The sequence below is a fragment of the Bifidobacterium scaligerum genome, assembly GCF_002802865.1.
Lineage (GTDB): Bacteria > Actinomycetota > Actinomycetes > Actinomycetales > Bifidobacteriaceae > Bifidobacterium > Bifidobacterium scaligerum.
Map to the genome: position 1 here is coordinate 404,212 of NZ_PGLQ01000002.1, position 15,348 is coordinate 419,559.

Annotated in this window: 8 protein-coding genes and 1 CRISPR repeat array; all 8 genes read right to left on the reverse strand. The window is 54.2% G+C overall.

The annotated features are described in order from the left end of the window. Window positions 1–41: 41 nt before the first annotated feature. A CRISPR array of direct repeats spans window positions 42–975; the repeat unit is 36 nt; unit sequence GCTGGGAATTAGCATTCACCCTTCTTGATAAGCTTG. A gap of 50 nt (window positions 976–1,025) precedes the next feature. Continuing rightward, window positions 1,026–1,358, reverse strand: coding sequence for a CRISPR-associated endonuclease Cas2 (gene cas2 / locus CUU80_RS04805; protein ID WP_100496211.1), 333 nt, complete (start codon window positions 1,356–1,358; stop codon window positions 1,026–1,028). Continuing rightward, window positions 1,355–2,260, reverse strand: a complete 906-nt coding sequence (cas1, locus tag CUU80_RS04810) for a type II CRISPR-associated endonuclease Cas1 (RefSeq protein WP_100496212.1) — start codon at window positions 2,258–2,260, stop codon at window positions 1,355–1,357. Before cas1 ends, cas2 begins: the two co-directional genes overlap by 4 nt. Window positions 2,261–2,262: 2 nt before the next feature. Next, complete coding sequence (gene cas9, locus CUU80_RS04815; RefSeq protein WP_243388644.1) at window positions 2,263–5,691, reverse strand: type II CRISPR RNA-guided endonuclease Cas9; 3,429 nt, start codon at window positions 5,689–5,691, stop codon at window positions 2,263–2,265. A gap of 225 nt (window positions 5,692–5,916) precedes the next feature. Continuing rightward, entirely contained in the window at window positions 5,917–7,329 is a 1,413-nt protein-coding gene (locus tag CUU80_RS04820) for a DEAD/DEAH box helicase (RefSeq protein ID WP_100496213.1), read from the reverse strand. A 172-nt stretch (window positions 7,330–7,501) separates the two neighbouring features. After that, the gene (gene orn / locus CUU80_RS04825; protein ID WP_100496405.1) at window positions 7,502–8,152 is read right to left on the reverse strand and encodes an oligoribonuclease; all 651 of its coding nucleotides are present in this window, start codon (window positions 8,150–8,152) and stop codon (window positions 7,502–7,504) included. Window positions 8,153–8,443: 291 nt separating this feature from the next. Next, window positions 8,444–9,442, reverse strand: coding sequence for a class C sortase (locus tag CUU80_RS04830; RefSeq protein WP_207760082.1), 999 nt, complete (start codon window positions 9,440–9,442; stop codon window positions 8,444–8,446). Between the two features lie 135 nt (window positions 9,443–9,577). Beyond that, complete coding sequence (locus tag CUU80_RS04835; protein WP_100496214.1) at window positions 9,578–11,200, reverse strand: SpaH/EbpB family LPXTG-anchored major pilin; 1,623 nt, start codon at window positions 11,198–11,200, stop codon at window positions 9,578–9,580. Window positions 11,201–11,415: 215 nt separating this feature from the next. Next, window positions 11,416–14,997 carry a lamin tail domain-containing protein gene (locus tag CUU80_RS04840; RefSeq protein WP_100496215.1) on the reverse strand — a complete coding sequence of 1,194 codons (3,582 nt, stop codon included), beginning with the start codon at window positions 14,995–14,997 and terminating at the stop codon, window positions 11,416–11,418. Window positions 14,998–15,348 lie beyond the last annotated feature (351 nt).

Below are 15,348 nucleotides of genomic sequence, written 5' to 3' on the forward strand. Positions count from 1 at the left end.
CTTGATAAGCTTGCAACGAAAAGGAACAACCAATGACCGAGGCTGGGAATTAGCATTCACCCTTCTTGATAAGCTTGTTTACGTACCGCGCATCACAAACCCCTCGCTGGGAATTAGCATTCACCCTTCTTGATAAGCTTGGATGACACCCGTTGCCATTCGTGACGCTGCTGGGAATTAGCATTCACCCTTCTTGATAAGCTTGTTGCGCGAACGCCACCAATCTACAAGCGAGCTGGGAATTAGCATTCACCCTTCTTGATAAGCTTGACTGCATAAGCACGTGTGCAATGGAGGTGCTGGGAATTAGCATTCACCCTTCTTGATAAGCTTGATACGCACCCCATATGGCAGCGACACTGGCTGGGAATTAGCATTCACCCTTCTTGATAAGCTTGGGAGCGAAAAGCCGCGCAAGCCTCATTGGCTGGGAATTAGCATTCACCCTTCTTGATAAGCTTGTTGCGCGAACGCCACCAATCTACAAGCGAGCTGGGAATTAGCATTCACCCTTCTTGATAAGCTTGACTGCATAAGCACGTGTGCAATGGAGGTGCTGGGAATTAGCATTCACCCTTCTTGATAAGCTTGATACGCACCCCATATGGCAGCGACACTGGCTGGGAATTAGCATTCACCCTTCTTGATAAGCTTGGGAGCGAAAAGCCGCGCAAGCCTCATTGGCTGGGAATTAGCATTCACCCTTCTTGATAAGCTTGGGTTTGAATGCAGCAGCAGCCGGACGGCGCTGGGAATTAGCATTCACCCTTCTTGATAAGCTTGTGGCAAGTGCCAGCGTGTCGTCATTTGCGCTGGGAATTAGCATTCACCCTTCTTGATAAGCTTGTAAACGTGGCTGAGCAGGTATTGCCTGAGCTGGGAATTAGCATTCACCCTTCTTGATAAGCTTGCCTCGACGACTACCAGTTCGAACGGGTGGCTGGGAATTAGCATTCACCCTTCTTGATAAGCTTGATATATTATCAAGAAGGGCTATTTTTCAACGTTTTCTTGGTTTTCTACAATCAAAAAAGCGTTAGGAAATCCGGCGTTTCCTCGCTTGTTTCGCGTTTTCCAGAAGAAAAACGCGCTGCAGTCGACCATTGGTGATCACTAATATGCAGAATTCTTACCAATCCGTTGGCAGGTAAATTGTCTTTAATCATTTTGACCGTAGACCTATTACCTGCTTGCGTAGGCGTGTACCGCACATACACGGAATATTGCACCATGCCGTAGCCCATATCAAGCAACATATTTCTGAACACAGTCGCTGCATACCGTTGCCGTTTTGTTTTCACCGGCAGGTCAAACATCACCAAGCACCACATACCGCCACTGTCCTCATCACGCTTCATGATTCACCCACATATTCAGGCACTGGCAAACGATCTATCTTGCCCTCGCAATACAAGCCGAACTGCTGAGCAAAGTCGTTCAAAGAACTTGGTATCGTAAGACCAGAACCATTGAATTGCTGATTCACTGCATCAACCAGATACTTCTTTACCGGTTTCTCTTGCAATGAATTCTCTTCGCTCAGCAATGAGACCCTGTAATCGATTGCGGGCCGATACACTTCCAGCAAATCATCGGCAAGACAGAAGTAATTGCCCCGCCCATGATGGTTCACGCCAAGCGAAGGTATCAATCCAGCGGACACCACTGCTTTAATTGCGAATCCTCTCAGAACCATGTACGCATAATCCAACTGGGCATTTCTGCCATAGCCTTGCCCGGGAACCCTTCTGAACTCCTCGTCCGATGGAAACATGCGCTTCCAGTACTCACGTGCCGCATGCCCCTCACTATTAGAAGGATCCCCGGAACGCACCGAAGCTGCTATGCCTCGCAACAATCCCCCACCGTCAAGACCAACAGCATCAAGACAAGCTGCCTGACCGCGTATTTTCATCTGCACAATGCGCGCCCATGCGCTTTTCTTGCGAGGAAGCGACATACTCGATTGCGCCAACTGCCGAGCAGTGACCGTGGTCGGCAAATCGGTCCATGCATGCAACGCCGCATCCGGCACGCCTCGCCAATCGCATAACATGACTGATACACCATACCGAGCCATCTCATGCAACACGGCAGCTGAGCATCGCACATGTAAGCCGAGCAGTACTACCGCAATTTGTGCCAGCGGCACATTTACACACTCTCCTGTATCGCTCTTGACGACTCTCATTCTCCCACGCTCGTAGGAAACGGAGCCGTCAAGATCGGTGCAGTCGATTACGCGCCACTGGTTCTGCATGATTACTCATGCTTCCATCGCCACGAGCAAGGCATGTGGCTCTTCGCGGAGAATCTAAGCTCGCCGAAAGCATTTCGTCGTACAGTGCGAATTGCAGTTTCAGCAACAACATTCACTGAAGGAAGCCATCCCTGTCCAGCCACGATTTTTTGTACACCATCTGGAACTGACAAATCAGCAAAAGATTTGCTCATTCCTTCAGATGCTATATACCGTGGATGCAGTCTTAATCTGGAATTAGAGAAGAATCCATCTACCACCCAATGAGTTCCGGCAATATCCCCACCATTTAATTGTGAGAAGAACTGAAGATACTCGCCGATTTGACCGCCGGCATCTGATTCAGAAAAATCCATCTCAATCTCATCGCCAACAACCAGAGAACCCAAGTACTGTGCGTTGCCGCTTTGCACCGCTTGCACAACCCTAGCCTCACCATAGCGCATCGAAATGGACTGCGGCAGCAACGGAACAGTAAACAAATCCTCGGTCCGGGCATGGAGTAAATCAGCCTGGAATACACGAATCATGCCGTAGAAGTACTTGCGCACACCCTTGGCACCGGTCTTCCAGCATCGGTACACCCGTGCGTGATGAATCGCAGAACCAATTTCAGCGGACCCTTGCTGCACAGCGATTTGCGCTGCAGTCGAGGCAAAGAACCCAACCTCATCATCTGCGCCATAGTGGAGACCATTCACACAAATACTACGGTTCGCATCTTCTGGAAGCCCTGTCTTTTCATCAAAACCAGGCAGCCTTGTCAACGCACACCATAGTGCAGGTATCGAAGCACGCTTGATAAGCTCTACCTCCATAGCCGAGCCCAATGTCACCTTTTCCAGTGGATGGATGGTCGCATCATGAGCAATAGAATTGCCTAATGTATAACGCTGCGGTTGCATCACGACAATGCGATCACCGTCCAGCGCATCATTCAACAAATCCAATAGTCCATTCATGCCATCCAGCCATCGATGGAACGAACCATATCGTGTAGTTCCCTCGTACGGATATTCCTTCCACGAGCGTTCTCCCGGCATCAGACGGCCCACTAAACGTTGTGATTCCCGCAAAGATTCACGTTCCATCAACGTTTGAGCAGCTCCAACATTCATCAGCGCAATCACCGAAGCATCAACCGCATGGTGTCTGCGATCCAAACGAGTCTTCGCCTGTTGACCGATGAAGTGAATCTTTCCTTCAATACCGGCTGCACGCCTAGCCGCAGCAGTGACGCGTCCTTGGAATACCGATACCGCGGTTTCGCCCTTGTTGCCGTCCAAATCATCAGCCGCCGAAACTGAATTCAAGTACTTCCGAGAGTTGAAATACCAATCAATACGACGATGCAGCTCATCAGCCATCCACGCCACAGATTCAATAGAACGATTATCGATTGCAGCATCGTCCTCGGTTTGCGTGAGGCGTGCGATTACCGCCTGTTTGAACGCTTTCACCTCCCGAGGAGCATACGACTTGGGATTAAACGTAAACATCACCACACGTTTTTTGGCCTCGGCAAGGCTTACGCCACGCTGCCGGGCATCCTCGGTACGAGCCCAGACTGCGAATGGAATATTCGTTTTCATACGGTTGCATTCAGCGCACACCGCCGCCAAGTTCGTTCTCGTATTGGTGGAGCCAACGCCTTTCCTTGGCACGATATGATCCATTTCACAAGTGCTGAAAGTGATAGTCCTTCCGCAATACAGGCACTGCCCATTTTGCCGTTGGATGGCTTCCAACCTGCGCAAATCCGACTCACGGACTGTTTCTCTTTTTTCATCCGTACGAAGCTGCTCCGCCAGTGAGTCACGGAACACGGATCTACGCTCATTGTTCTTCTCATACTCGCGCTTATCCTTACGGGCAAAAGCAACTGATGAGAATGACGAACGAACATGCTCAATATTCACTGAGACAGGATTGCCCCAACGGCGTTGACAATTGACAAGGTACCGATTCACTATTTTCAGCACACGATCAACCGCTGGGTTACCTAGAGGTTCTCCAATCGGGGCTGCCGGTGGACGCCATGTATCTGTAACATGGAACAGCGTCTTGCGCGCCTCATGCAAATCATCACCAGTCGTCAACATCTGATGGGTCAACTTCTGCAAAGTGTCCACGCTATATGCCGCTCGTCCAGAGGGAAGATCAATGGAATCGAGCTTGGTCAACGCCTCATCGTCAAGGCCGTTGATAAAGTCAATTGCCGCTGCATATGCTACGTCTTCACGAACGTTATCAATGTCTACCGTGTTAGACAACAGTCTAATCATCGCCTCTTGTTCGTCTTCCGAAGCGTTTTTCCACCAAGCAACCAACGGCTTGCGGATCTTTTTATCAGCACTGTAGATCCGTTGCGGAGAAGTCATTCGCGGAGGCCGGCTGGAGATACGTTCGTCTCCATCCTCAGTAAGCGTCCCCACACCCTTAAGCTGGCTACGCTTTATCTCCATAAAATCGCATAAATCCGACCAAGTTATATCCTCCGAAGACAGCGAAATCAGCTGGTCAAAAATGCTTTGTTTTTCTTCAACAGTCAGCTTACGTGGGTCAGCGGAACCATCCTTGATTCTCAAGTTAGTAATAACGTTGGCAATACGGTATTGCTGGAATGCCAATGAAGCTTTCAACGCTCGCGGCTGGCTCGGAGCCAAAGGATCCTTACCGACCCGTTGTTCCGCTGAACCCTTGGGCGATACCGCATAAAACACGCTGCGGAATAAAGGAACCCATTCATCTCGCGGAATCCTCTGTACTGTAAAAATCTGTTTCAGCTCATTGGCATTATCTTCCTGCATCAATCGCACCGGCAGATAGCCCTCTGCATCAGGCTTCTTCGAGCCGGTCCGCCAGCGTAGTCGAGGTGCTTCAGCATACCCAGCATCCAACATGGCAACTACGAGTTGCGCGGGAGTCAGGCTGCCGCCATCTACCGCACCGACATAGAGCTGAGCTTTCTCCCTCAACTCTGCATACTGCTTTGAATACGGATTATCATTCAGCAGGGAATCCACCTGGCGGTAAGGATTACGCCAGCCACGATGACGTGCAATATGCCTCACAGCAATGGAAATGTTTTCACGTCGCAGCGCATCATCTTCGATATACCGTGAAGCCAGTTCAGATCTCACATGCCATTCCTCAAACGGCTTATCCAAAGTATCCGGTTCGATAATGGGATACTTCAGCTTGTTCAGCAACATATCAAGCCGATGAAGGCGTTCACGCCTCCTGCGACGCATACGCCTAGTACGCCGAGCGACACCTGAAATACTCTTGCGAGTAATTGCTTCTTTGTTTTTCTGCGGATCAACACCTCCGTCATGAATAACGCTCTGCGCATTCAGTACACGCATCGGCATATCCTCATCGGATACTTCTATAGCGGCAAGGCCCACCGAATTCAGGCCCACATCCATTCCAATCCTGTACCGTTTATGCGACACCTAGAACCCTTTCGCACCATAGCTACTTGCACAACATCGTTGTATGCATTGTAACTATATGAAACAGGGCGAGCTTATTAAGCTCGCCCCTAGCAGTTACCTGCTGAGCATTCAAGGTGGCTATCGAGTCCACCCTTACTGAGAATTAGCGTCATTAGTATACCTCGAATATCCGTATTCTCATAATGCACGCGTTAATCAGAACAACGCCTCTTGAGCAAAATCATCGTCGGTATTGTCCAGTGCGGTGGCGGACGGCTTGAAGGCGGCAGCACCGTCAGCGCTAAGTTGATCGCTGGCGGCGTCTGATGCTTCACGCAGGTCACCGTCGAGCATCACCGCATCCGGCGAGACCAAGAACATGCGCTCGTTGCCACCGGCCAGGTATAGTCCGTCCAACGATTCCACGCGGGACAACGCCACGTACCCCATGCCAGGCGCGAAGGTCCGACACAGATCCATGACCGCACGGTCAAGCGTCATGCCCTGCGACTTGTGAATGGTGATGGCCCACGCGCATCGAAGCGGCACCTGAGAGACGGAGGCAAGCACCGTATCGCCGTCCATCATCTCCCATGTGGCTGGTTTCATCGTAACGATATTGCCGTTCTCGAACTCCACGATCGGCCAGCCGCCTTTGGCTTCCGGAGCAAAACCACGCACAGTGCCAAGCGAACCGTTGACGAACTGATGGTCCGAATCGTTGCGAAGCGCCATCACTGCCGCTCCAGTTTTCAGCACTAACCGTTGCGGAGCGAGCATGTTTTTCTTCAGCCGATCCACCAGATCGACCGGCCCCGCGGTTTCAGCGTGGAACTCATGCTCTTCAAGGGCAATCTGGCTCAGACGCAAATCGTTAAGGCCATCAGCCTGCCGATTCACGGGGAACAGATGTACGGCGACCTGATCAACTGCAGGAGTCTTGCCCAAACGAGTCAGTAGTACTTCGCGGTCACGCTGGGTCACGCCACCGGCTCGAATATCGGTAAGCACAGTCAGCAGATCACCAGTATCCTGACGGTGCTGTTCAGTCAGGTAGCACACGGCGGGATTGAGCTCGTCCCACACCAACGATTCAGTGACAAATCCTTCGGGATTGCGTCCTGCCTTGGCGTAGCGTTCACGGGCGACAACAAATTCCGGAGTCGGTGCGATCAGATCATTGTTGCGTCCTGACACGGAGACGGGAGGCAGCTGGAAGAAATCGCCGGAGAGCACCACTTGGATTCCCCCGAACGGGCGAGGATCATGACGCACTAGGCGGCAGACCTGATCCACCATATCGAACAGCCAAGCGTGCAACATGGAGACCTCGTCGATCACCAGTATGTCAGTAGCTTGAATCTTGCGCCGACGGCGAGTTTTGATGAGCTTCAACAGATTGGCGGTCAAACTGGTGGCGACTCCCACACCACTCCATGAATGTATGGTTTGGCCGTTGATATGCGTGGAAGCGATGCCCGTAGACGCGGTGACAGCCACCTCGGCACCGTCGGCGCGAGCTTGATGAATGAACTCGTTGAGCGTATATGTCTTGCCCGCGCCGGGAGCACCGGTCAGGAAGACGTTGGCTCCGGCGTTCAAAATAGCTAGGGCTTCGCTTTGACGCATAATTGTCAAGTCTTTCTACCGCAGCGAATGATTCTCATTAAGAGAAGCGTGCATGGGATTCACGCAATGACGATCCCAATGTTCGTTTTCTACACAGCATTCCTCGCACACTTCTCAGTAAGACTCAATAAGTCTTAGTAAGTCTTATTGAGAATGACTCGCTGCGGAGCATTTACTTATTCAGCAAACTGCTGGCCACGATTTGCGCGGAGATGGCTTTGGCTTCAGCCTCGCTCGGACCAGGCACCGGTGCCATGAACGCCTTGCGATAATACCGCAGCTCATCCAGCGACTCGATGATGTCCGCGAGCGCACGATGGCCGCCGTTCTTAGGCGGACGGTTCTCGTACACGGCCGGATACCAGCGGCGGGCAAGTTCCTTGAACGTACTGACATCCACGCTGCGGTAGTGCAAATGGCTCATCAGATTCGGCATGTAGTGGTCGAGGAACTTCTTGTCAGAGCCGATGGTATTACCGGCAAGCAACGGCTTGACGCCTTCCGGAGTGAAGCGAAGCACATATTCGGTGACCTTCTGTTCAGCTTCCTCAAGGCTCAGGCCGTGCTCCCATTCGTTGATCAGGCCGGAGCGGGTGTGCATGTTGCGCACGAAGTCGTTCATGTGATCCACGGCCTTCTGGCTCGGCTTGATGATGAAGTCCACGCCCTCATCCAGCACGTTCAGGTCAAAGTCGGTGGGAACCACGGACACCTCGACCAGCTCGTCGCCGCCGAAGATATCCAGTCCAGTCATTTCACAGTCGATCCAGATCAGCCGTGAATCCTTGGCGCTGTAGGTTTCTGCATCATGGCTATCTACCATGCCCATGCCTCTTTTCGTATTTCTCCCATGAGATAAGAACAGTTCAGACTATACCGCGGCACATACATACTGCTTTTACTGCTTTCCCGGTCTTCCGTCCGCACACTTTTCGCGCGAAAAGTCTCGAAAAGCCCCCTTCAAGCCCCAATTTGCGCACTATTCGCGCGAAAAGTGCTAGAGAGGCTCTATACACGCAAAAAAGGGCCCGCATAAGCGGATCCTCTCGAAGGTAATCGAGGCGAATCAGCCCTGACACGTTCCGCAAAAAACAATTGGCGAACTTGTTGTGGCCTATTTCGCGCGATGCCGGATTGGCATGACTTGATTGCGACGGCGGACGATAGCAGTGCCGATGATTGCGGTGCTGCATGCACCCGTAAGACTCCAAAGCATGATGGTGCGTGGATCATGTTGACCGTGCGCGGGTTCCGGAATCTGTCCGGGAATGGCAGCGCGAATACCGGAGACAAGGAGCCGATGCGTGTTAACGCCATAGGGTGTGCAAGTCATAAGGGTTACACGGTCTTCACCAGGTTTGATCGTGAATTGGCTCAGATCATTGGGTTCGATGACGCTGATCCGGTCGATTTTGTAGCCGAGTTGTTCACCCATGACTTTGATGTAGAACGTATCGCCGATCTTGAGCTCGTCAAGTCGGGTGAACATCATGGCCTGCACCAGTCCACGGTGCCCGGTGAGCACACTGTGGGTGGACGGTCCGCCAACAGGAAGGCTTGTTCCGTATAAGTGCCCCGACCCGGCCGCAAGGGCAGCGTCGCTGGTGCCGTGATAAATAGGGAGGTTGACGCTGATTTTGGGAATGAGGATGGATCCCATGATGTTGTCGCCGGCATCGAGCAGGCTCATGTATTCATCATCACGAGCGGAGGCGTTGTTGCCGTTGTTCGTTGAAGTGATACCGGGTGCGCTGGAGAACGGGTCAGTCGCTTCCCCAAGGGTACGATTATGGTCGCCGGCAAGTCGCTGATTGTAGAGCTGTGCGGCTTTGATCTCGTCTTCGGCTTGAGGATAGGGCCAGTCGTTAACGGTACGTTCAGTACGGGCGACGACCTGATCGTCGCGAACGCTGGATTGAACCCGCAAAATGATTGGATATCCGATTGCTCCTAAACCTGCGAGGATAACGGTCAACCCGAACGCCAATAGGAGTGTCGACCGACGGCGTGCGTTTCGATACGCGGTCTTGAGCCGCATGGTTTCATTGTCCAGCCCGAGGATGAGCTCGTGGAACGTGGGCATTGAGCCCGTTGCAACGATGGCGGTCGTCATGATGATCCTTGAAACAGTATGTGGCGGAACGAAATGGATATGGGGATTCCGGTGGACAGGCTTATCACCAATCCACCGGAATCCCTCACGCAATGAAGAAGTCCTCATCCTTTCGGACTCCTCATCGGGGTAATATCAGGCGATGCGAGCGATGCTCTTGCGCGACTTGATCACGATGGCCGTACCACCGCCGATCAGGAGCGCACCGAGAGCAATGAACATTGCGATGCCAGCAGCACCGGTGTTAGGCAGCTGATCCTTGCGCTGAATGTTGGTAACCGTCCAGGTGCCGTTGTTGTCCTTGGCCAGACCGTAGTCGGCGAGGTCGTTGTCCTTGGCGAACTGGGCGGTAAAGATCACGTTGGCGTTCTTGTCTGCCTGGGTGGCGGTGAGGGTCACCTTGAAACCGGGCTGGTAGGCAGCAAGATAACCGTTGGGGGTACCGGTTTCCTTGACATAGTAGGTACCGGCAGCAAGGCCATCGAACTTCACAGTGCCCTGATCATTCGAAGTGGCGGCGGCGATAACGTTCTGGCCCTTGCCATTGTTGGCGTTCGCGTCGGCGGCGGAGGCATACAGGCTGAAGGTCGCGCCGATGAGTCCGTTCTTATCGGCTTCGGCGATGCCGACCTTCTTGAAGGTGAAAGCTCCTTCCTGAACCTTGACGGTGTCGCCTTCGGAGGTAGCACCGTTATCGGTGACGGTGACGGTGTTGCTGATCGGGTCGGTAACGACTGTGTCGTTCACCTTAGCGGTGTAGGACAGGACGATCACGTGGTTGGCCTTGATCTTCTTGAGACCGTCGGCGGTGAAGTTGACGGTCAGCTGGTCGGTGCCATTACCGGTGAGCGGCAGGGCACCGGCCTTGCCGTTAACGACCGTGGCGACGGTGTAGTCGGTGGTGTCGGTGAAGACAACCTTGTTGTCAGTCTGGTCGGTCACGGTGAGCGTGGTGTCAGCCGGAACGGTCAGACCGGCACTCGGGGTATCGGCGAAGGCGAAGCTGTTCGGAGCGTCCTTGGTGGCCGTGTAGGTGACCTGGTAGGTCAGCGTGGCGCCTTTGGCGACCGAGCCATCGGTAGCGCCGGCGCTGATGGTCTTGGCCGGCTTGTTGGCGGCGGAGTTCTTGATGGCGATGGTGCCGGCTCCGAACTGGTCATTGGCGGTCTTGGTGCCCACCAGGATGGCACTCGACGTAGTGGCATGCGCACCGGCGGTGGCGGTCACGTCCTTGAACAGGTAGAGACCGGGATCCTCAGGCGTGTATGTGTAGGCACCGGCCTGAGCGGAGGCAGCGTCGATGGTAAACGTCGGATCGTCCGTGCTGACCTTGGTCAGTGCCGGGTTGGCATCGGCAGCGGTGGCTGCGGCGAGCTTGTCGGCGAGGGTACGAGCGGCAGCGGAATCGGCCGGAAGCTTGCCTTGGTTGATCGCATAGTCGAGTACATCGGCATTGCCGATGCCGTCGAAGAAGCCGTTGTCGGTGACGGTGGCCTTGACGGCGGCATCTACGGCGGCTTTGTTGGTGGCGTCGGTGGTCACGCCGGTGATGGTCGTGCCGTCCAGCTTGTAGTCGGCGATCTTGTAGACGTCGAACTGTCGGCCGGCAAGCTGTGCCTCGGAACCGGTCAGCTTGATGCTGCCCTCTGCCTGCTCGACCGGTGCGGCGTTGGCCATGCCAGTCCCGAACGCCAGTCCGGCAAGTGTGGCGATGGCGGCCACACCGGCGGCAAGTGTCTTAGTGAAGGTTCCCTTCATGTTTTCTCTCCTTAGTGGGAGTGGTTGATGTTCCTCCGAAGAGGGCCTGATTATTCCGACTGCACGGACATCCCCCATCCGCGTTATGCAGACCGTTGATGTTCGGTTCCGGGTTCAGGTCCCCGGAAGAATTGGGTAGGCTCACGCTAGGGTCGGGTCGGAACAGCCGACCCATCACGTGGGATAGTGAAAAGAAGAACCGAAGAACGGAAGATTCAGATACCGAGCGGTTGATGACGTTTACGTCCCAGATCGGAGCGGCCTATGGCCAGACCTCCGGCGAAGAACGCGCAGCCGGCAAGCAATCCAGCGAGCATGTTCGTGCCCGCCGCACCGGTAAATGGCAATTTGTCGATCGGCTTGACGTATTCGTTCGTGAACACCATCGCCTTGCCAGTGATGCCGTTTGCCGCCGTGTTGCCGGTGTCGCCGGTCACACGGTCGATGGTGGTCGCTGCCTTCAACGTGTTCGTCACCGCATCATCGCTCACTGCGATGGTCACGTGGTACACTGCCGGCGAGTAACTGAACGTGTCGATGTCACTTCTCGCGTTTTCGCTTACCGTGTAGTACCAGATCCCGGTCTTGTCGAAGTTGATCGTACCGAGCGGTGCTGTCTTGCCTTTATAGTCGGTGGTCGGCGAGGAATCTGCGTTCACGCTCACCGTGCAAGCCGTAGCCTTGCCGCTAATAGGCGTGCAGTGCGCGCTATCGGGCAGCTTGGCGTCAGCATCCTTAGCATCGGCGGTGAAGTCCTTGTCAGTCTGTTGCACGGTGAAGGTAAAGCCGTTGCCGATTGCCTTCGCGCCCATCGTGTCGCCGCTCCATGCAGGTGCTTGGAATTGCGGGATGATCTTCGTGACCGCGAGATTGGCCTCCTGACCGCCCGCAGGCGGGATCGAAGCCTGATACACGTTGGTGAACGTTGGGCCAGACGCAGTGAGTGCATCATCTATCGTCGTGCTGCAGCCTGAAGTCTTGTCATAGACTGCGAGGCCGGAGGCCGTGAGCTTGTTCGCTGTGGAATCAAGTACCACCACCACGCACACGTCTTTGGGCGTGTTGTCGTATGCCCATCCTTTGGCGGTGGTGGTCGATGTCTCAGAAGCGGTCAGATGATAAACGCCGGATTCCTTGAATGTGACGGCGGCGAACTTCGCGGTATGCGAAGCCTGTTTTGTGCCGGCATCCATCGTGAACTTGTCAGTTATCGTGCCGTTGACCTGGGTTGCAACGGCGGTGCTGCCAAATTGGACATCCTTGGTTTCATCCGTCGCCTTGGTCAGACTGAAATTGAAAGGCCCAGCGGTATCGAGGCCCTTGACGGTTTTGGTGAAGGGCACCTCATACGAGGCTGCGGTCGGCGATGGTTTGGTCGGCGTCTGATCCGACTCGTTCGTGATTTCGATAGCGCCGGGTGCACCGTTCACACTCTTGATGACGAACGTGGCAGGATTATTGTCATTGTCGTCATCCTGTGTCTGCCCCGCACGTGCCGTGGTCTCGATTGTCGTCGTCCAATTGATTGTGTCGCCATTTGGTTTGGTTACCGTTTCGGTGATCTTGTACTCGTGGCCTACTTCGACATTCGAGAACTGTCCCTTCCAATCATCGCTCGTGTCAGACTGCGTCGCGGATCCGTCGGTAAGGGTGAGTTTGCCTACGGTTCGGCCATCATTGCCTGAGCTCGGATCTTGGGCGAGAGTCACACTAACCGTGGTGCCCTTGACTGGCGTAGTGACCGAACCGTCTTTAGCTTTCCATGTTTTGGTGACAGGGATGTCCACAATGCTGGTCGGCGTATCCGGGTTCGGCACCGGCACCTCGATGTAGCCACGGTACAGGGAGTGACCAGCCTGCGCATTCGCGCTAGTGACCACACCTTGCTCAGAGCCAACGCCATCATCCGTCCAGTAGACGGGCTTGTACCATTTGTCCGGATCCACATCGGAAGCGCTCTTATAAGGTTCACGCTGCTTGAGGTCGGAGCCTTTGATCTTCTCCGCGTCAGACGACATGGCAAATCCTTCAGCGTTCATCGGCTGAATGTTGTACGTACCATTCAAACCTTCAGGAGTCTTATACACGTCAGTGACGGTGAACGCACCGTTCTGGATGGTCATGTAGGCCACCTTGCTCATACCTCCGGCCTGATAATCCTTGCCATCAGCGGTGAGGCCCACACCGCCGCACGTGTTGTCACAAGAGAACACGACCCGGTCGTGCGCGGAATCATAGAAGAGGTCGGCCACTGTCATCGCCTTGCCGTAGGTCTTGCCGTCAGCTGCGATCTGCAACGCCTCACGAGCGGACTGCGGCAGTTTGATCTCCTGCACAATGTTGCCGGTGCCGTTCTCGTCCAACTCCATCAGATACATGTTCCCGTTCTGTTCGAGACCAGCAAGGAACAGACCACCGTAGTGAGCGGTGCCGCTCGGCGTGTACGCGCTGCCATCAATCTGGTATTGGTGAGCGACAAGATACGAGTCCGGCAGGAACGTGACACCTTCGAAACCAAGGTTTGCGTTCTTGTCCTTGACCGACAGTTCATCGCCGAAACGCACATCCACCCCATACTTGCTGCTGAGCTGATCGTTGAACTGGTATTCGTGAACGGCGGTCAGGTCATCGGCCACATCGGTCTTCGCGCCGGTAGCGTTATCGCCCGCTTGATCACGAAGATTCGTCTTCGCGCGCTCCGCGTTATCGAGATCGTAGACGAGGATCGAATAGCGGGGCACGTTCTTCGGCTTCTGATCGCTATTGCCGCTGTAGGAGACCTTCTCTTCGCCGTTATCACGTTCAGCTGCGGCGAACGCATACTTATGGCCGTCCGTGGCATTACGCACCAACGTGATGCCTTCGGTATCCGGACCAGACTGGCGAGTAGGGGACGACGAGTCCAAATCACTGCTCTTGGTGACGCCTGGGTAGCGCAATTGCTTGCCGCCATGAGTTTCTCCACCGACCTGGAACGTCCAATTATTGTTGGGGTCCTGCTGCCACGCGGGATTGGTCGCACTGTAATCATCCCTTGGCACCCATTTGCTGATGGCACCCGGCCCCTTGAATTCGGTGCTATCCATCGTGGGGTTCAAATCATTGTCGATAGCCCACAAAGTGCCTGGCCCGCCATCCATACTCGGTTCATAAGCCAAACCGGACAGATTGCCATCCTGATGATCGCCTTTGGTTGAACCGCCACCCTGACCATACTCGTCCACTGCATCAAGGGCCTCGGTCTCCTTCGGACCAGGCCAATCCTGCAGCTGAGCCGCAGTCGACGGGATGCCGGTATTACCACCTTCACTGCCACCACCTTGCTGATTACCATTATCTGTCGGCGAAGGTGAACTCTTCTTCCATGACCCGGTGCCCTTGTCACGTTGCCAGGTTTCGTCGGCACCAGCTTTCTTCGTCCATTGGTATGAATCACCACTGCCGCTCAGAGTCACCGAATCGCCTTTGTCTCCAAGCCCATCCGCATCGAACGTGCGATACGTGCCGGGTGCGATGTAGCCGCTCAGCGTGGCGGCGGTGTTACCCTTATCATCGGTGACCGTCCAACCGGTCAGGTCAATGGTCTGCGAGCCTTTGTTATAAATCTCAACCCAGTCAGTCGAATAGCCATTCGCACCGCACCCGTTATCCGCGCATACCTCACTGAACACGACATCACTGTCTGCCGCCTGCGCGACTGGATTCACAACACCAAAGGCCAGCGTAGTCAGCGTTCCCGCCGCAATACTTGCGGCAAGAAGCTTGATTCCCCAATTCATTTCAGCAATACGGCTCATAACCGTTTTCCTCCCATCCCCAAACTCACAACCGTTTACAAGGCTATGGAGGCCAACATGTACAAACACCCGACAAAAAGTGAACTCGCTTGAACAGCCGAAACCAGCGACGTTGCCGTCAATGTGAGCAACCGCACATCGAACCGGATCGATACTTTCGGGCAAACATCACATACCCCCGACAATTCCCCGTATTGCACCACAATCAGTGCATATTCACCTCAAAGACACTTCAAGAACCATTCCCGCAGAACGACTACATTCCCCGATATGTGGCGCAGCGCACACTGTAAGTGCGCTGCATTCCCCTGGAATGCAGCACAGTGCAACCAATGTTAGGATTCTGCACAT